The sequence below is a fragment of the Actinoplanes sp. NPDC051861 genome (assembly GCF_040681145.1).
GTDB lineage: Bacteria > Actinomycetota > Actinomycetes > Mycobacteriales > Micromonosporaceae > Actinoplanes.
Genome location: NZ_JBFAYE010000005.1, coordinates 161,048 through 180,810, shown reverse-complemented (window position 1 = coordinate 180,810; position 19,763 = coordinate 161,048). Strand labels below are relative to the sequence as shown.

General features: G+C 69.6%; 8 protein-coding genes. 3 read left to right on the top strand and 5 right to left on the bottom strand.

Annotation, left to right across the window (positions count from 1 at the left end):
- Positions 1–32: 32 nt before the first annotated feature.
- The gene (locus tag AB0M02_RS17655) at positions 33–3,335 is read left to right on the top strand and encodes a glycoside hydrolase N-terminal domain-containing protein (protein WP_364227895.1); all 3,303 of its coding nucleotides are present in this window, start codon (positions 33–35) and stop codon (positions 3,333–3,335) included.
- A gap of 30 nt (positions 3,336–3,365) precedes the next feature.
- On the opposite strand, the gene AB0M02_RS17650 is transcribed toward AB0M02_RS17655, so the two are convergent.
- The 5 genes from AB0M02_RS17650 to AB0M02_RS17630 are packed head-to-tail and all read right to left on the bottom strand — an operon-like array spanning position 3,366 to position 10,444.
- A complete protein-coding gene (locus AB0M02_RS17650; RefSeq protein ID WP_364227892.1) occupies positions 3,366–4,112 on the bottom strand; it encodes an enoyl-CoA hydratase-related protein in 747 nt (248 codons plus the stop codon).
- Positions 4,112–5,245 carry an acyl-CoA dehydrogenase family protein gene (locus AB0M02_RS17645; RefSeq protein WP_364228283.1) on the bottom strand — a complete coding sequence of 378 codons (1,134 nt, stop codon included), beginning with the start codon at positions 5,243–5,245 and terminating at the stop codon, positions 4,112–4,114. The genes AB0M02_RS17650 and AB0M02_RS17645 overlap by 1 nt, the downstream gene beginning before the upstream one ends.
- The gene (locus AB0M02_RS17640) at positions 5,245–7,164 is read right to left on the bottom strand and encodes a biotin carboxylase N-terminal domain-containing protein (protein WP_364227889.1); all 1,920 of its coding nucleotides are present in this window, start codon (positions 7,162–7,164) and stop codon (positions 5,245–5,247) included. Before AB0M02_RS17640 ends, AB0M02_RS17645 begins: the two co-directional genes overlap by 1 nt.
- 11 nt (positions 7,165–7,175) lie before the next feature.
- Positions 7,176–8,711 (bottom strand): carboxyl transferase domain-containing protein, encoded by a 1,536-nt coding sequence (locus tag AB0M02_RS17635; protein ID WP_364228281.1) that lies wholly within the window; start codon positions 8,709–8,711, stop codon positions 7,176–7,178.
- Positions 8,712–8,728: 17 nt separating this feature from the next.
- Positions 8,729–10,444, bottom strand: coding sequence for an acyclic terpene utilization AtuA family protein (locus AB0M02_RS17630; protein ID WP_364227886.1), 1,716 nt, complete (start codon positions 10,442–10,444; stop codon positions 8,729–8,731).
- A 54-nt stretch (positions 10,445–10,498) separates the two neighbouring features.
- Here AB0M02_RS17630 and AB0M02_RS17625 point away from each other — a divergent pair, with 54 nt between their 5' ends.
- Both AB0M02_RS17625 and AB0M02_RS17620 read left to right on the top strand, forming a co-directional pair.
- Complete coding sequence (locus AB0M02_RS17625; protein WP_364227883.1) at positions 10,499–11,125, top strand: TetR/AcrR family transcriptional regulator; 627 nt, start codon at positions 10,499–10,501, stop codon at positions 11,123–11,125.
- Positions 11,126–11,213: 88 nt separating this feature from the next.
- Entirely contained in the window at positions 11,214–19,763 is an 8,550-nt protein-coding gene (locus AB0M02_RS17620) for a DNRLRE domain-containing protein (protein ID WP_364227881.1), read from the top strand.

Here is a 19,763-nt window from a genome sequence, read left to right as displayed (position 1 = left end):
CCGCTTCCGGGATTGCCGCCACTGTTGTCATCATGTCTCCCGTGGTGCCGTCCCGCGCGGCGTCGGCCCACCCCGCCGGACCGGCCGGTCACCGCGCCGACCCGTTGACGCTCTGGTATGACGAGCCCGCCACCGACTGGGAGACCCAGGCCCTGCCGATCGGCAACGGCGCCATGGGCGGCATGGTCTTCGGCGGCGTCGGCACCGAGACCGTGCAGTTCAACGAGAAGACCCTGTGGACCGGTGGCCCCGGCTCCGTGCAGGGCTACAACTTCGGTAACTGGATCACCCCGCGGCCCACCGCGATCGCCGACGTGCAGCGCGATCTCGACCAGCGGCTGCGGATCCCCCCGAACGAGATCGCTCAGCGACTGGGCCAGCCGAAGAGCGGGTTCGGGTCGTACAACACCTTCGGCGACCTCACGTTGCGGTTGCCGGCCGACCCCGGCCCGGTGGAGCAGTACCGGCGCAGTCTCGACATCGCCAACGGGGTGGCCGAGGTGTCCTACGTGGACGACGGGGTGCGCTACACCCGCGAGTATTTCGCCAGCAACCCCGACGGCGTGCTCGTGGTACGCGTCAGCGCCGATCGGCCCGGCATGGTGGCGTTCACCGCGGGCGTCACGGCGCCCGGCAACCGGTCGAGGAACAGCACGGCGAGCCGCGGCCGGATCACGTTCGCCGGCGCGTTGAACGACAACGGGCTGAAGTTCGAGAGCCAGGTCCAGGTGTCGGCAGAGGGCGGTACACGTACCGACAACGCCGACGGCACGGTCAGCGTCAGTGGGGCCGACCGGGCGGTGCTGGTGCTCGGCGCCGGCACGAACTACTCCGACGCGTACCCTGCCTACCGCGGCGCCGACCCGCACGCGGCCGTCACCCGCGATGTCGACCGGGCCGGCCGGCGGCATTACCGCGACCTGCTGGAGCGGCACCGGCGTGACCACACCGAGCTGTTCGGGCGGGTGGCGCTCGACATCGGCCAGGCGATGCCCGACGTCCCGACCGACGAACTGCTGCGCGCCTACACCGGCGGCACCTCGCCGGCCGACCGGGCGTTGGAGGCGCTCTTCTTCCAGTACGGCCGGTACCTGCTGATCGCCTCGTCGCGCGGCGGCTCGTTGCCGGCGAACCTGCAGGGCGTGTGGAACAACGTCACGAACCCGCCGTGGGACGCCGACTACCACGTCAACATCAACCTGCAGATGAACTACTGGCCGGCCGAGACGACGAACCTGTCCGAGACGACGGCGCCGCTGTTCGACTACGTCGACGCGATGGTGCCGCCCGGCCGGGTCACCGCGAAGGAGATCTACGGCAACCGCGGCTGGGTGGTCAACAACGAGACCAACCCGTACGGCTTCACCGGTCTGCACAGCTACCCGCAGTCGTTCTGGTTCCCGGAGGCCGGCGCCTGGCTGGCCCAGCACTACTGGGAGCACTACCGGTTCACCTCCGACGAGCGGTTCCTCCGGGATCGGGCCTACCCGTTGATGCGGGAGCTCGCCCAGTTCTGGATCGACGAGCTGGTGGTCGATCCGCGCGACGGCAAGCTCGTCGTCTCGCCCAGCTTCTCCCCGGAGAACGGTGAGTTCACCGCGGGCGCCTCGATGTCGCAGCAGATCGTCTGGGGCCTGTTCACCAGCGTGCTCGACGCGGGCCGGATCCTCGGCGGCGACCGGGCGTTCCGGGCCGAGGTGCGGGCCGCCCTGGACCGGCTCGACCCGGGCACCCGCGTCGGCTCTTGGGGCCAGTTGCAGGAGTGGAAGGGCGACTGGGACAGCCCGGCCGATCAGCACCGGCACGTGTCGCACCTGTTCGCGGTGCACCCCGGCGACCAGATCGCGCCGCTGACCGACCCCGAGCTCGCGGCGGCGGCGAAGGTGTCGCTCACCGCCCGTGGTGACGGCGGCACCGGGTGGAGCAAGGCATGGAAAATCAACTTCTGGTCGCGGTTGCTCGACGGCGACCACGCCCACAGGATGCTCAGCGAGCAGTTGCGGTTCAGCACCCTGGCCAACCTGTGGGACACCCACCCGCCGTTCCAGATCGACGGGAACTTCGGCGCGACCGCGGGCGTCGCGGAGATGTTGCTGCAGAGCCACACCGGCGAGGTCCAGGTGCTGCCGGCGCTGCCGGGCGCGTGGCCCTCGGGCTCGGTGACGGGCCTGAAGGCGCGCGGTGACCTGACCGTCGACGTCGCGTGGGCGAGCGGCGCGGCAAACCGGATCACGGTCGCGGCCGGCGAGTCGGGCCGAGTGACGTTGCGCAACCCGATGTTCGCCGGCCGGTACACGCTGGTCGATGAGCGCACGGGACGCGCGGTGCGCACGAGCGGCACCGGGGACCGGGTGACGTTCGACGCACAGAAGGGGCGAGAGTACGTCGCCGTCGCACAGACGTCGGTCCTGGTCGAGGCGCCGGCCGAGCTCGAGGTCGGTGACACCACGCCGGTCACGGTCACCGTCAAGGCGTCCGGCGACGTGCCGGCCGGCACGGTGAAGCTGGTCGCGCCGGACGGCTGGACGGTCGAACCCGCGACCGTGGCGGTGCCGAAACTGCGTAAGGGCCAGTCCCGGGTGTACACGTTCACCGCGACCGTGACCTCGGCGGCGCAACCCGGCACCGTCAAGCTCACCGGCACGTGGAGCGGACCTGGCTGGACGTCGTCGGGCGGGGCGACGGTGTGGTTGCCGGTACCTCCGCCGTGCCCGATACCGGACCCGGACAACCCACTGGTGGCCTGGGATCCGGCGTCCGGCGACGTGGTGGCCGACGCATCGACGTACCAGCGCGACGCGACCGTCCAGGGCGGCGCCGTCTACGTGGCCGACGGCCCGACCGGCACCGCGCTCGCGCTGGACGGCAACAGGTTCCTGCGCACCGCGCCGACCAGGCTCGGATACCTGCCCCGCGCCACCTTCGCCGCCGAGGTGAAGGTGACGACCAGCGGCGGTTATCGCCGGCTGTTCGACTCGCAACCGAGCGGCGACCCGGGCACCGACGGCATCCTGATCGACCTGACGCCGTCGAACCAGGTACGCGTCATCGGCGCCGGGCAGGGCGTCACGACGAACGCCGTGGTGCCCGTCGGGCGCTACGTCGACGTCGTGGTCACCCTCGACGACGGTGACCTGACCGTCTACCTCGATGGTCAGGCGGCAGCGACGGCAACGGTCGGCCCGGCGGTGTTCGGATGCAACACCAGGGAACTCCGGTTCGCCGCCGACCAGGGCGGCGGCCAGCGCCTCACCGGCGAGGTCGACCGCGTGGCGATCTTCGCCCGCGCACTGTCGGCGGCCGACGTGGCCCGCTGGCAGAGCCTGGTGTTCTGACCCACCGATCCCACCGAAAGGAGACGGCCGTCATGCCGGCTTGTCCCGGGTCAGGAACGCCCGCATCGCCCGCTGCGCCTCCGGGCTGGCGAACAGCGCCGCCGACCGCTGCGCCGCATCCTCCCCGTCCCGCTCGATGCGGTTGAGGAGGTCACCGTTGACCAGCCGTTTGGTCTCGGCGAGCCCCTGCGGACTGCCCTTGAGCAGGTCGGCGAGGGTCTCCGCGACGACCCCCGCCAGCTCGTCGTCCGGCACCGTGCGGGTGACCAGGCCCATGGCGGCAGCCTCCGAGGCGCCGAACGTCCGCCCGGACAGGAAGATGTCGGACGCCGCCCGCGGCGCCAGCCGTGACAGCAGGCTCAGCGAGATCGCGGACGGCGCGAGGCCGAGCCGCACCTCGGTCAGCGCGAACGTGACCGAGTCGGCGGCGATCACGACGTCGGCCGCGCCGACCAGGCCGAGACCACCGGCGCGAACCGGGCCGGCCAGCTCGACGACGACCGGCTCGGGCAGGGTGGCGATCTGGCGCTGGAGATCGACGATCGCGCGCGGCCCGTCGATCGAAAAGGCCTCGCTCAGGTCGGCACCCGAGCAGAACACCCGGCCGCTGGAGCGCAGAAGTACGACGCGTACCTCCGGATCCTGTGCGGCGGCGGCCAGGTGGTCGGCGAGCGACGTCATCAACTGCCTGCTCAGCGCGTTGCGGTTGTGCGGGCTGTCCAGCGTGATGGTGGCGACGCCGTCGGCGGCGCTCAGGTGGACCAGTGAGGGGGCCATCAGTACGACCGGGGCAGCTTGAGGGAGAACTGTGCGATGAAGTTGAGCGCCATCTCGCGGCTGACCGGCGCGATCCGCGACAGCCGTACGTTTGCGAGGGCCTGAACGAGCCCGTACTCGACGGCCAGCCCGTTGCCGCCGTGGGTTTGGATCGCCTGATCGACCGCTTTGCAGGCCACCTCGCCGGCGGCGTACTTGGCCATGTTCGCCGCCTCCCCGGCAGCGAGCAGATCACCCGCCGCGTCGAGTGCGGCGGCCTTCTGTGTCAGCAGACGCGCCGCCTCGATCTCGACGTGGATCTGGGCCAGCGGATGGGCGATCCCCTGGTGCGTGCCGATGGGCGCGCCCCAGACCTCCCGCTGTCTCGCGTAGTCGACGGCCTTGCGCAGCGCCCACCGCGCGGTGCCGGTGGCCTGCGACGCCGCCATGATCCGTTCTGGGTTGAGGCCGGCGAACAGCTGGTCGAGACCGGACGAGCCCACGACCGCGTCGGCGGGCAGCCGCACGTCGTCGAAGAAGAGGCCGAACTGCTTCTCGGGGGAGACCAGGCCGGTCTCGATCCGCTGGTGGACGAACCCGTCCGCGTCGGTGGGCACCATGAACAGCGCGAGGCCGGTCTCGGTACGCGCGACCACGAGCACATGCCCGGCCTCGTCGACCCCGCTGATGTAGGTCTTGCGGCCGTTGAGCACCCAGTCGCTGCCGTCCCGGCGAGCCCGGGTGATGATCTGGTGCGAGTTGGAGCCGGCGTCCGGCTCGGTGATGGCGAAGGCGTAGCGCGCCTCACCGGTGGCGAGGCCCGGCAGCCACCGTTGTTTCTGCTCGTCGGTGCCGGAGCGGGCGATGATCGTGCCGACGATGGCCGGCGAGACGACCAGCAGGAGCAGGGGGCAACCGGCGGTCGCCAGTTCCTCCACGACAGCGGCGAGGTCACCGATGTCGCCGCCGCCACCGCCGTACTCCTCGGGGATCGAGACTCCCAGGTAACCGGCCGTGGCTGCCTCGTCCCAGAGCTCGGTGGTCTTGGCGCCACGGGCCGCGGCCCCGTAGAAGTACGACTCGCCGTATTTGCTCCCGAGCTGGTGGACCGCCGCGCGCAGGTCGCGCCGTTCCTGGGACTCGACGAAACTGATCAACGGTCCTCCTCGACAAGAGCGAGCACAGCGCCCGCGACGACCTGCCGGCCCACCACCGCGGCGAGCTCGGTCACCGTTCCGTCCGTGGGTGCGGTGACGGTGTGCTGCATCTTCATGGCCTCCAGCACGACGATGGGGTCGCCCTTGCTGACCACGGTGCCCACGTCGACGGCAACCGCCGTGATCACCGCCGGCATCGGCGCCAGCAGCGAGCCCTGGGCGACCGTCTCGGCCGGGTCGACGAACGTGGGGACGAGCTCGAAACTGACGGATCCGTGCGGCCCGTCGACATCGGCCGACTCCCCGGCGACGGTGACGCGGTAGGTCTCCCGCACCGGGCCGTCGCTCAGAACGACCTGGTCACCGCGTACGTCGATGACGTCGACACCGGCCACGAAGTCCGACACCAGCCGGCGGCCGGCCGACGAATAGGTCACGGCGTACGTCTCCGCGCCCCTCCGGTAGACACGCTGCCGGGGCCGGCTCGGGGCGTTGCGCCACGCGGCCGGAATCCGGCCGAGCACCGGTGCCCCCGCCGCGACCTGGCCGGCCTGCCCGATTGCCGCGGCGAGCGCGGCCTTGGCGAGAGAGCGTGGATCGGGACCGCCGGTCCACACGTCGAGGCGTTCGTCGAGCAGGGTGGTGTGCATCCGCCCGGCGACGAACTCCGCATCGACGATCACGGCGCGCAGCAGGTCGAGGTTGGTGGTGACGCCGTGCACGCGTGCCCGGCGCAGGGTGTCGTCAAGCCTGCGGATCGCGGCGTCCCGATCGTCGGCAAAAGCGATGACCTTGGCGAGCATGGCGTCGTAGTGGACGCCGACCTCACTGCCGGCTTCAACGCCCGAATCAATCCTGACATCCGAACTGTGTGAGAAGTCGAAAACGCGGATGCGGCCGGTCTGCGGTGCGAACCCGGCGGCCGGGTCCTCGGCATAGAGCCGCACCTCGATCGCGTGACCCGAGATCTCGGGAGCCGGGCCGGACAGGGGCTTGCCCTCGGCGACGGCGATCTGGCAGGCGACCAGGTCGAGGCCCGTGACGCACTCGGTGACCGGATGCTCGACCTGCAGGCGGGTGTTCATCTCGAGGAAGAAGATCCGGTCCTGGTCGACGAGGAACTCGACCGTGCCCGCCCCGCGGTATCCCACCGCCTGCGCGGCAGCGAGAGCGGCGGCGTGCAGCGCGGTCCGGGTCTGCTCGGACAGTTCAGGCGCGGGTGCCTCCTCGACCACCTTCTGATGGCGGCGCTGGATCGAGCAGTCCCGGTCGCCCAGCACCCAGACGGTGCCGTGGGCGTCGGCGAGCACCTGCACCTCGACGTGCCGTGCCGTCGGCAGGTACGGCTCGACGAAGACGGTCGGGTCACCGAACGCGGAAGCCGCCTCCGCCTCGGCGTGCGCGACGAGCGAGGGAAGCTGGTCGAGCGACTCCACGATCCGCATGCCCCGGCCGCCGCCGCCCGCCGACGCCTTGACCAGCAGGGGCAGATCCGACGCGGTGACGGTGGCCAGGTCGATCTCCAGGACCGGCACCCCGGCCGCCGCCATGATCTGCTTGGCGCCGATCTTGCTGCCCATCGCCGCGATGGACTCCGCCGCCGGGCCGATCCAGGTGAGGCCGGCCGCCTCGACGGCACGGGCGAAGGCCGCGTTCTCGGAGAGGAAGCCGTACCCGGGGTGGACGGCGTCGGCGCCCGCCGCGCGCGCCGCCTCGATGATCAGGTCGCCGCGCAGGTAGGTCTCGGCCGGCGCGCTGCCCGGCAGCCGGATCGCGGTGTCGGCCTCGGCGACGAACGGGGCCGAGGCGTCGGCGTCGGAGTGGACGGCGACGGTCGCGATGCCGAGAGCGCGACAGGTGCGGAACACCCGGCGCGCGATCTCACCACGGTTGGCGACCAGAATCTTGCGGATCATCGGAACACCCCTCACAGGCGGAAGACGCCGTAGCCACGGGCGCCCGCCACCGGCGCGCTGTGGATCGCCGACAGGCAGATGCCGAGAATCGTGCGGGTGTCCCGCGGGTCGATGACCCCGTCGTCGTAGCCCAGGCCGGAGGTGAAATAGGCCAGGGACTGCTCCTCGACCTGCTTCTCGACGAAGGCACGCATCTGGGCGTCGCCGTCTTCGTCGAACGGCACCCCTTTCGCGTGTGCCGCCTGCCGAGCGACGATCGAGATGACCCCGGCGAGCTGCGCCGGGCCCATCACGGCCGACTTGGCGCCGGTCCAGCTGAACATGAACCTCGGGTCGTACGCGCGCCCGCTCATGCCGTAGTTGCCGGCCCCGTACGAGGCACCCATCACGACGGACAGATGCGGGACGGTGGAGTTCGACACCGCGTTGATCATCTGAGCGCCGTGTTTGATGATGCCGCCCTGCTCGTACTCGGCGCCGACCATGTAGCCGGTGGTGTTGTGCAGGAACAGCAGCGGCGTGTCGCTCTGATTGGCCAGCTGGATGAACTGGGCGGCCTTCTGCGCCTCCTGGCTGAACAGCACACCCTGGGCGTTGGCGAGGACGCCGATCGGGTAGCCGTGCAGCTGCGCCCAGCCGGTCACCAGCGACGGGCCGTACAGCGGTTTGAACTCGTCGAACTCGCTGCCGTCGACGACGCGGCCGATGACCTCGCGGGGGTCGAACGGGACCTTGAGGTCGGCCGGCACGATGTCCAGCAGGTCCTCGGTGTCCAGGATCGGCTCCGCGTAGTCCGTCCGCGGGGCGGGCCCGGCCTTGCGCCAGTTGAGCCGCCGCACGATGGAACGCCCGATCCGCAGCGCGTCGAGCTCGTCGACGGCCAGGAAGTCGGCCAGGCCCGACGTGCGCGCGTGCATCTCCGCCCCGCCGAGCGACTCGTCGTCGGACTCCTCACCGGTGGCCATCTTGACCAGCGGCGGCCCGCCGAGGAAGACCTTGGCCCCGCCCTTGACCATGACGGTGTAGTCGCTCATGCCCGGCACGTAGGCGCCACCGGCTGTGGAGTTTCCGAACACCAGGGCGATCGTGGGCCTGCGGTCGGCGCTGGCGACGGTGAGGTTGCGGAACACCGCGCCGCCGGGGATGAAGATGTCCTTCTGGGTCTGCAGGTCCGCCCCGCCGGACTCGACCAGCGTGACGGCGGGCAGGCGATTCTGCTCGGCGATCTGGTTGGCGCGGAAGATCTTCCGTACCGTGACCGGGTTGGACGCGCCGCCCTTCACCGTGGGGTCGTGGGCGATGATCATGCACTCCACGCCCTCGATCACGCCCAGGCCGGTGACGACGGAGCCGCCGACGGCGAAGTCGGTTCCCCAGCCGGCCAGGACGCCGAGTTCGAGGAACGGCGAATCGGGATCGACGAGCAGCTCGATCCGCTCACGGGCGGTCAGCTTGCCGCGCCGGTGATGCCGCTCGACGGCCTTGGGACCGCCGCCCGCCAGGGCCGCGGCCTGCTGGTGCGCGAGATCGGCGAGGCGTTCCAGCATCACTTCGCGATTGGTCTTCACGGGAGAAGCTCCTTGGGCAGGTTCACGACACGCGCGCGCAGCCACTCGCCGACAGCCTTGGCCTGCGGATCGAAACGGGTGGAGGAGGCGACACCGTCACCGAGAAGTCCGTCGATCACGATGTTGACCGCGCAGAGATTCGGGAGCGCGAAGACGTCGATGCCGAGTCCGGCCGATTCCGGAAGGAGCTGTGGGACGACATCGGGCGTCAGCCAGTCGCGCAGCCATGCGTACGCCTCGGCCCGGCGAGGATGTCCGGCCGGGACCCAGACCCCCACGTTGGCCGTTCCGCCCTTGTCGCCGGACCTGGCAAAGACCAGACGGCCCAAAGGCACATCAAATTCAAAACCTTCAGGGGTACGCGAGGAGCACGCGACTCGCGACACGTGTTCGGGCACCTCGGCGGTCACCGGTGGCGGCGCGATGTCCGCCGAGGTGCCGTCAGGGTGGACCACGGTGTGCGGCACCCGGTCCTGCGGCAGGTACTCGGCACGGTAGATCCCGAACGCGGCACCCGGTCCGGGCGGCGCGGTCACGTGGAAGCCCGGGTAGGACGCGAGAGCCAGTTCGACGGCGGCACCGGTGAACGCGCGGCCGACGACCGCCGGATCAGGGTCCTTGACGTGACAGCGGAGCACCGCCGAAGCCGCTGCCTCGGTGGCGGGGTCGGCACGGTCGGTCCGCGCCAGGTCCCACTCGATCCGCGCCGGTGGGTGCGGGCTGAGCGCCTGTGTCATCTGGTCGCGTACCCAAGATGCTTTTTCCTCGATGTCCAGGCCGGTCAGGACGAACTCGACGGCATTGCGCCACCCGCCGACGCTGTTGAGGGCGATCTTCGTCGTCGGGGGTGGGGCGACACCTCGCACGGAGGTGACCCGAACCCGATCGGGGCCGGCCTGCTCCAGCTCGACCGTGTCCAGGCGCGCCGTGACGTCCGGGTTGGCGTAGTGCGGGCCTGCCACCTCGTACACCAGCTGCGCGGTGACCGTGTCGACGGTGACCGCACCCCCGGTGCCGGGATGTTTGGTCACCACGGCGGTCCCGTCCGCGCTGAGCTCGACGAGCGGAAACCCCAGCGGCCGGGTGATGTCGACCGCCGCGAAGCCGGAGAAGTTGCCACCCGTGGCCTGCGTGCCGCACTCGAGAATGTGACCGGCGACGACGCCGGCGGCCAGGCGGTCGAAGTCCGTGCGCCCCCAGCCGAACTCCGCGATCGCCGGTCCCAGCGTCAGCGACGCGTCGGTGACGCGGCCGGTGACGACGATGTCGGCGCCGGCGTCGAGCGCTGCGGCGATCCCGAATGCTCCGAGGTAGGCGTTCGCGGTCAGCGCGTCCGGCCAGCCGTGCGCCGCAGCCGCACCGAGCAGGTCGTCGCCGTGCACGTGGGCGACGGCGACCTCGACGCCCTGCTCCTCCGCCAGGGCCCGGACGGCCCGCGCGAGCCCGGCCGGGTTGAGCCCACCCGCGTTGGTCACGATCCGTAGCCCGCGCTGCCGGGCCTGGGTGAGGCAGCCGGCGAGCTGCCGCAGGAACGTCTTCGCGTAGCCGAGCGACGGGTCCTTCTGACGGTCCCGGCCCAGGATGAGCATGGTCAGCTCGGCCAGGTAGTCCCCGGTCAGATAGTCCAGCTGCCCGCCCTCGATCATCTCGGCCATCGCCGAGAAACGGTCACCGTAGAAGCCCGAGCAGTTCCCGATGCGGATGGTGCGCATTGCCGTCACACTAGACTTTCTGACAAAGTAGTCAAGTAACGAAGGGGGTGTCCGGTGGGCCGAGCTCGAACGAACCCCGCGCCCACGGCACCGACCACCGCCAGGGGGCGCCGAACCCACGACGCGCTGATCGCCGCCGGCCGCGAGATCATCGAGGAGCACGGGTGGGCGGGGTTCACCCCCGAGGCCGTCACCCAGGCGGCCGGCGTGTCGTACGGGACCTTCTACACCTACTTCGAATCCAAGGACGACCTCCTCCGCAGGATCGTCCAGGCGGCCGCCGACGAGATGATCGCCGCGAGCCTGGTGCCGGACACCCTCGACGACCCGTATGCGCGCATCGTCGAGGCGAACCGCCGCTACCTGGCCGCCACCGGCCGGGCCGCGAAGGTGCTCCGCATGGTCGAGCACGGCGCCTACCTGGACGACAACCTCCGCCGCCTCCTCCTGGAGATCCGCGAGTTCTACGTCGGCCGCAGCGCCGAGGGCATCCGCCGACTCCAGACAGCCGGACTCGCCAACCCCGACCTCGACCCCCGCCTGACCGCCATCGCCCTGGGCGGCATGGTCGAACAGGTCGCCGTGGTCATCAACGAACTCCAAGAACCCCTCGACGTGGAAAAGATGATCGACCATCTCTCCCGCCTCTGGGCCTCAGCCATCGGCCTCCGGGTGCGCTGACCTCGGGAAGTATCAACAATGTACGTCCGTGAATATGTCGTCTCTCTAGCTTCCCTTCGTCTTGTCTCGACAGACGAAGGACGAGGGCATGGGGAGAAAACGGGGCGTGCTGGGCGCGGCCCTGGCGCTGGGCGTTCTGGTGGGTTCGGGCGTCTGGGTCGTGGAGTCGGCGCGGGATGTCGCCGCACCTGAGGTGCCGGGGGCGCCGGCGGCGGCGCCGGGCCTGCTGGATCGGGTGCGTGGGGCCGCCGAGGACCTGGTGGGTGCCGGGGGGACCGCGGTACGCGCGGAGGCGGTGGGTGCCGGGCTCTCGCTGAGTCAGCCGACGCCGGCCGGGAAGGTGTGGCCGAAGGCGAAGCGGGTGCGTGAGGTCGCGTCGAAGCGGTCGGCGAACGGCCGGGTGTTCCAGCTGTCGGACGGCCGGTTGCAGGCGGAGATCTCGGCCGCGCCGGTGAACTACCGGGACGGCCGGGGCCGGTGGCAGCCGATCGACACCCGGGTGCGCCCGAGCGAGCGGGCCGGTTATCCGCAGGGCAACGCCACCAACACCTTCACCAGTCTGTTCGGGGCGCGTGGTGTGCGGTTCGAGAAGGACGGCCGTGCGGTGGGGCTGGGGCTGCCCGGTGCCGGTGCCGCCCCGCGGGTGGACGGTTCGACGGTCACCTACCCGGGGGCGGCCGACGGCGCCGACGTGGTCTACGAGGTCACGCCCACCGAGCTGAAAGAGAAGATCGTACTGAAGCGGGCGCCGGCCGGTCCGGTGTCGTACACGTTCCCGCTGGACACGCGTGGGCTGACCGCGGTGGCGCAGCCGGACGGGTCGATCGCCTTCCGGAGCGCGGGCGGCGCGACCGTGCTGACCATGCCGGCGCCGTTCATGTACGACGGTGCGAACGCGACGAGCACGAAGGTGACGCAGAAGGTCGCCGGGAACTCGGTGACCGTCACCGCGGACGCGGCGTGGCTGGCGGACCCGGGCCGGAGGTATCCGGTCGTGGTGGACCCGACGATCCGGGTGCAGCCGGTCCCGGTCGACGCGCAGGACGTGATGATCTCCTCGGGCGCCGCGACGACCAACTTCGGCAACTCGTACGAGTTGCGGGTCGGCACGGACGCGACGGCGGCGTGGCGGTCGCTGCTGAAGTTCGACACGAGCATGGTGCCGGCGGGTACCGCGATCGACGACGCGCAGCTGCAGCTGTACTACGACTCGTCGTATCACGCGTACGGTTTCGACGTACCGATGGAGGCCCGCCGGATCACGACGGCCTGGTCGGAGTCGACGGCGACGTGGGCGAGCGCGAATGCCAACGTGACCGCCGAGCCGGTGGGCAACATCGTCACGGTCGACGACGGTGACAGCAACACGGCAGTCGTCGGCACGTGGACGAACTCCACCAACACGACCCTGACGCCGAAGGCGATCGGCGGGGATTACCGGGTCAACAACGACGCGACGACCGGGCACACCCACACCTGGGTGCCGACGATCACCGAGGCCGGGAACTACCTGGTCGAGGTGCACTACGTCGGGGAGGCCGACCGGGCCACGAACGCGCCGTACACGGTGTACTACAACGGCGGCTCGAAGGCGTACGCCATCGATCAGACCACCCCGGTGGCCGCCGGCGGCTGGAAGACGCTCGGCGTGCACCCGTTCGCGGCCGGGACCACCGGCCGGGTCGTGCTCGGCGACGTGGCGAGCAAGGCGGTGATCGCCGACGCGGTGCGGTTCACCAAGGCGAACACGGTGAAGGCGAACAGCAGGTCGAACGTGTGGTCGTCGTTCCCGGTCCGCAACGTCGTGCAGGAGTGGGTCAACGGCACCGCCAACCACGGTCTGATGATCAAGGCGGTCAACGAGGCCGACAAGGGCCGTGGTGGCGCGATCTTCCAGGCCGCGGAATACGCCTACAACAACGACCGCCGCGACGCGAACCTGCCGAAGCTGACCATCACGTACGGCAAGCCCGGCGTGACGGTGAACCCGCCGACCACGATCACGTCGACCGGCGCGCTGCTGGACTGGCCGGCCTACAGCGGGACGGACATCGCCGAGTACCAGGTGCACCGCAGCGCCTACCAGACGTGGACGCCGTCGGCGGCCACCCTGGTCGCGCCGGTCGCCAAGAGCGCGACGAGCTTCCAGGACACCACGGCCGCGCCGACCGCGGCGGCCGAGACCGACCCGATGAAGCGCAAGTTCTTCTACTACATGGTCGCGGTCAAGACCACCGACGGGAAGATCATCGCGGGTCCGACGGTGCCGGCGATGCTGCCCAAGGCCGGGCAGATCACCAAGATCTTCCGGACCGGCGGCACCGACACGACGCTCTCGCTGGCGCAGCGCACGGTCAACGTCAACAGCTACGCCGGTGACCCGTTCGTCTCGCCGGGCAACAACTCGAGCGTCTTCGGCGACACCCGCGGCCTGGTCCGGGTCCCGCTCTCCGGTATCCCGGCGAACGCCCAGGTCGTCGACGCTCAGCTGCGGATGTGGAACGTCGGCCTCTATCCGGGCACGGACACCGACGAGTACGTCGACGCGTACCGGCTGACCCGGGCGTTCGACCAGACGAAGGCGACCTGGGACACCAGCGACGGTGTCACCGCGTGGAGCGGCGGCGCCTACGACGCCACCGCGCTGTCGGCGAACAACACGTTCACCAACGACCCGAAGTGGATGGCCTGGAACGTCACGCCGGCCGCGAAGGCGTGGGTGGCCGACCCGGCCGTCAACCACGGCGTGCTGCTCAAGCAGCGCGACGAAGTCGGCCAGACGGCTCGGGCCATGCTGCTCGCCGCCGAGGCGTCCGAGCCGATGCTGCGGCCCACCGTCGAGGTCACCTACCTGGAGCAGACGCCGGAGTCGACCTACTACGTCCCGGACCTGCCCGAGGGTGCCCCGCCGGCGAGCACCTTCACCACGCCGGTGTCGCTGTCCAACCCGACCCCGGCCGCGTGGAAGGCAACCGACTGGCAGCTGTCGTACAAGTGGGCCCGCGCTGACGGCGCGCCGGTCTCCGGGGCGCAGGCGATCACCGCGCTGCCGGCCGACGTGCCCTCCGGCGGCACCGTCGACCTGACCGCCACGGTCACCACCCCGCCGTCGGCCACCGACGGCAACAAGAAGACCGACTACACGATCAGCTGGGAGCTGCGTAACAGGATCACCGGCCAGGCCCTGGCGCCGCTGGAGCAGAAGCTGGCTGTCGTCGAACCGACCTCCGACCAGCTCGGCCTGGAGAAGTTCTACTCGTACGCGGGCAAGAACACCGGCGCCGGCAGCACCCTGATGAACAACCTGTTCGCCGGTAACTCGGTCTGGTCGTACAACGCGTTCAGCAACCCGTCGCGGGGCATCGGCTCGTTCGTCCGGCTGTCGTACAACTCGCTGGACACCACCGACACGGTCGCCGGGTTCGGCTGGTCGCTGCAGGCGTCGTCGATGATGCGCCTCGGCTCGCCGCTGGACTTCCACCCGAACCCGAACCCGACCCGGGTCACCTTCACCGACGGTGACGGCACGAGCCACTGGTACACGCGGGACCCGGCCACCGGCACCTGGGTGTCGCCCAAGGGCGTGCATCTCTACCTGGAGAAGGTCACCACTCTCGACTGCAAGCCCAACACGCAGGAGCAGCGGGCCTGGCGGCTGACCCGTCCGGACCGTACGCAGTTCTACTACGACTGCGAGGGCTACCTGTCGAGCGTCGTCGACAACAACGGCAACGAGATGCTCTTCACGTACGAGGAGCGCAGGTCCAACAACAAGCCGACCAAGTTCCTGCGGTACGCGACCGACGCGGCCGGCCGGACGGCGCTGACCATCGACTACTACGCCAAGGGCGACGCGTACGACTACGTCGACGACGTCACCTGGACGCGCAAGTCGGCCACCGGCCTGACCAACCCGAAGATCATCGACCACGTCCGGCAGATCACCGACATCTCCGGCCGGAAGCTGACCTTCGCGTACACCGACAAGGGCCTGCTCGGTGAGCTGATCGACGGCGCCGGTTCGGCCAACGGCGCGCCGAAGACGTTCAAGTTCCGCTACGACATGACCCAGGGCAACAAGAACGTCAAGCTGGTCAAGGTCACCGACCCGCGCGGCAACGCCACCGACGTGCTCTACCACTACCCGTCGGCCGGTGACGACCCGCAGTGGCACTGGCGCACGAAGTCGTACACCGACCGGCTCAGTCACGCGACGCAGTTCGCCTACGCCGACCCGGACGCCGGCACCGACATCCGCACCACGGTCACCGACGCGGAGAACCGCGCCGCGGTCTACCTCATGGACGGCTACGGCCGGGCCCGGCAGACCACCAACGCCAAGAACCAGTCCATGACACTGACCTGGGACGACGACCACAACGTCACCCAGATGCGGGAGAACGACGGCGCGGTCTCGACCTGGGCCTACGACGCCAGGACCGGGTACCCGACCGAGATCAAGGATGCCGAGGCGGTCGCCCGCAACACGGCCGGGACGGTGCTGACCTACCAGTACCAGCTCAACGGCTACGTCGCCGACCTGACCTCGAAGACCAGTCCCGAGGGCCGCAGGTGGACCTTCGGCTACGAGACCGACGGCGACCTGTCCTGGGTGGTCGATCCGCTGGGCAACACCACCGCGGACCCGGAGGACTACAAGACCTCCTACACGTACGACGTGTGGGGCCAGCCGCTGACCACGACGGACGCCAACGGCAACATCACGACGAACAGCCGGTTCGACGCGAACGGCTACCCGCAGACCATGACGGACGCGGAGAACCGGTCCTCGACGTTCGTCTACGACGTACGCGGCCACGTTCTCAAGGTCACCGACGCGCTCAGCCACGACACCACCCAGACGTACGACACCTTCGGGCGCCCGCTGGAGCGGCGGACCGCCAAGGACCAGGCCGCCGGCACCTGGATCGTCACGCCCGCCCCGAAGTACGACGAGAACGACAACGTCTACGAGTCGTACAGCCCGACCGGCGCGGCGCTGACCGCGGTGTACGACAAGGCGGACCAGCTGCAGTACACGCTGGCCCCGCTCGACGCCGCCGGTGACCCGGAACGCCGGTCGTCCTACACCTACGACAAGGCCGGTCACCTGCTGACCGCCACCGAACCCAAGGGCAACCTGACCGCGACGGTGGGGGACTACACCACCACCAACACCTACAACGAGATCTACCAGCTCGTCAGCGTCACCAACGCTCAGGGCCAGAAGATCTCCTACGAGTACGACAGCGTCGGCAACGTCACCAAGGTGGTCGACCCGCGCAAGAACGCGACCGCCGACACCGCCGACTACACGACCGTGATGGAGTACGACAAGGCGCACCGGCTCACCCGCAGCATCGACGCCGCGGGAAAGTCGACCAGCCAGACGTACGACCGGGACGGTCTGGTCGTGGCGACGACCGACAAGCTCGGCGTCACCACCGAGGCGACCCTGGACGCGCGGGGCAAGCCGAGCCAGGTCAAGGTCCCGCACACGGGCGAGGCCGGCTCGGTCACCTACCGCGTCACGAAGTACGAGTACGACGAGGTCGGCAACCAGACCCGGGTGATCAGCCCGCGGGGTGTGGCCACGACCGACGACCCGGACGACTTCGCCACGGTCAAGGTCTACGACAAGCTCAACCGGGTCAGGGAGACCCGTACCGCGTACGACAGGGACGACGCCCGCTACAACAAGGCCGACGTCACCACGTACGAGTACGACGAGGTGGGGCGGCTCAAGACGCTGTCAGCGCCGCCGTCGGCCGGCGAGACGGTCCGCAACAACACCACGTACACGTACTTCGACAACGGCTGGACGAAGAGCAGCACCGACCCCTGGAACATCGTTGCCTCCTACGAGTACAACGATCTCGGCGCGCAGACCAGGCGGACGCTGACACCGGCCGGTGAGGACGCCGGCTCGTCGGCCAACCGGACGATGACCTGGTCGTACTACCCCGACGGCAAGCTCAAGGGCCGCTCGGACGACGGTGTGCCGGTCGGCAAGCAGGTGGTGCTGGTCGACAACTCGGACTTCAACAACACCGTCACCACCGGTTCCTGGACGACCGCGAACACGGCCGCCGGCAAGTACGGCATCGACTACGCGACCCGTCCCGCCGGAACCGGGACCAACGCCTTCACCTGGCAGCTCAACGTTCCGCAGGCCGGCACGTACGAGGTGCTGACCCGCTATCCCACGGTCAGCGGCGCGGCCACCGACGCGAAGTACTCGGTGAGCCACGGCGGGGGCAGCACGACACGCACGGTCAACCAGACCGCGGGCGGCGGCTCCTGGATCAGCCTCGGCTCCTACACCTTCACCGAGGGCAACAGCCACACGGTGTCGCTGTCGGACCAGGCCGCCGGCACGGTCGTCGCGGACGCCGTCAAGCTGGTCCGGAACAACACCGGCGAGGCGGACGACCAGAGGAAGGACTACACCTACCGGTACGACGCCAACGGCAACACGGCGACCGTCACCGACTCGTCGCCCGGTGCTCGGGTGGACAGCTACGCGGTGACCTACAACGGCCTCAACCAGGTCGAGAAGGTCACCGAGAGCAGGGCGGGCGCGACCCGCAACGTCACGTCGTTCACCTACAACGAGAACGGCGCCCCGCTGACCACGGCGCACGACAAGCAGCAGTCGGCCTACGAGTACGACCAGCGGGACCTGCTGTCGAAGGTCACCACCGGCGACAAGGTGTCCAGTTACACGTACACCGACCGTGGTGAGACGTTGCGCGAGACCAAGGGCAACGGCAACACCGTCGACTACTCGTACTACCTCGACGGTCTCGCCCGGTCCCAGGTCGAGAAGAAGGCGAACGGGACGCTCGTCTCCGAGCACACCCTGACGTACGACCTGAACGGCAACCGGGTCAGGGACGTCGCCAGGAAGATGCGGGGGGACGACAGGTCCGCCTACCTCTCCAGCACCACCGACAACGCGTACGACCCGCGGGACCGGCTGGTCACGGCCACCACCACCGGTGACGCGCCGGGCACCGAGTCCTACGTCCACGACGCGAACAACAACGTCATCAGCCAGACCGTCAAGAACGTCACGACGACCTTCAACTACGACCGGAACCGGCTGCTGACGGCGGAGACCGGCGGGGCGCGTTCGGCGTACAACTACGACCCGTTCGGCCGCCTGGACACCGTCACCGCCGGTGGCTCGGTGATCGAGCGCAACGTCTACGACGGTTTCGACCACGTGGTCGAGAAGCGCACGAAGAACGGTGCCGCCACGTCGGTCACGAAGTACACCTTCGACCCGCTGGACCGGACCACCACGAAGACGGCGGACGCCGGTGGCGCGAAGGAGAAGACCACCACGTTCAACTACCTGGGACTCTCCGCTCAGGTGCTCGACGAGGAGGTCGCCGGCAAGGTCGCCAAGTCCTACCAGTACTCACCGTGGGGGCAGCGGCTCTCTCAGGTGACCCACATGGACGACGGCAGCGAGGAGGACGCCTACTTCGGATACAACCCGCACACCGACGTCGAGCAGGTCACCGACGAGACCGGTGACGCCAAGGCCACGTACGGCTACACGGCGTACGGAAAGGACAACGAGGCCGAGTTCACCGGGATCGACAAGCCGGACGCGACGGACCCGACCAAGGAGCCGTACAACGCCTACCGCTTCAACGGGCAGCGCTGGGACCCGGCATCCGGCGACTACGACATGGGCTTCCGCGACTACAGCCCGGACCTGAACCGGTTCCTGTCCCGGGACAGCTACAACGGCGCCCTGTCGGACATGAACCTGGGCCTCGACCCGTGGAACGCCAACCGGTACGCCTTCGGCGGCGGCAACCCGGTCTCCAGCGTCGAGCTCGACGGGCACATCAGCTGGGGCGGCATCTGGGACGACCTCAAGGGCGCGGTCAAGGGGGTCACCAAGAGCGCGGTGAAGGGCCGGGGCAACCCCGCCATGACCATCTTCCGCCTCTTCTCCGACATCCTGCTGGACGCCGATCCCGCGGGTTCGCCCGCATCCGCCCACGAGCGGACGATCGGCGACAAGCCGAACTACGAGCTGGGCCTGTTCGTCACCCCGCAACGGGCGGTCGAGTGGAAGCCGGGTGACCTGAGCAAGCCCAAGACGCGCAGTGACTGCAAGGCGGGCGGGCAGAGCTTCGTCTACTACGAGCCGCTCGACGGCCAGGGCCGCGCGCGCGGAGCACAGGCCTGCCTCACCGCCGGCCAGTTCAACTACGTGGACCAGGAAGGCAACCTGCAGCTGGAGAACGGCCCCAGCTCCGGGATCATCGGCACGCCGGCTCCGTGGCCGCCGACCACGCCCGGTTTCGGAGACACGTTCCCCAAGGGCATGCAGCGGGGCATGCACCGTGGTCATCTGCTCGGCCGGCAACTCGGCGGCAGCGGCACCGACCTGCGGAACCTGGTGCCCATGTATCCGGTGCCGAACAGTCAGGTGATGGCCGGCGTCGAGAACAACATCGCCAACTACCTCAGGACCAATCCCGGGGACACCGTGTATTACACGTCGACACCGCATTACGTAGGGAACAATCCGATTCCGGATCGGATCGATATCATGGCCGTCACGGCCTCGGGGACGGTGCTTCACAACGCCCCGATCTGGAACACGCCATGA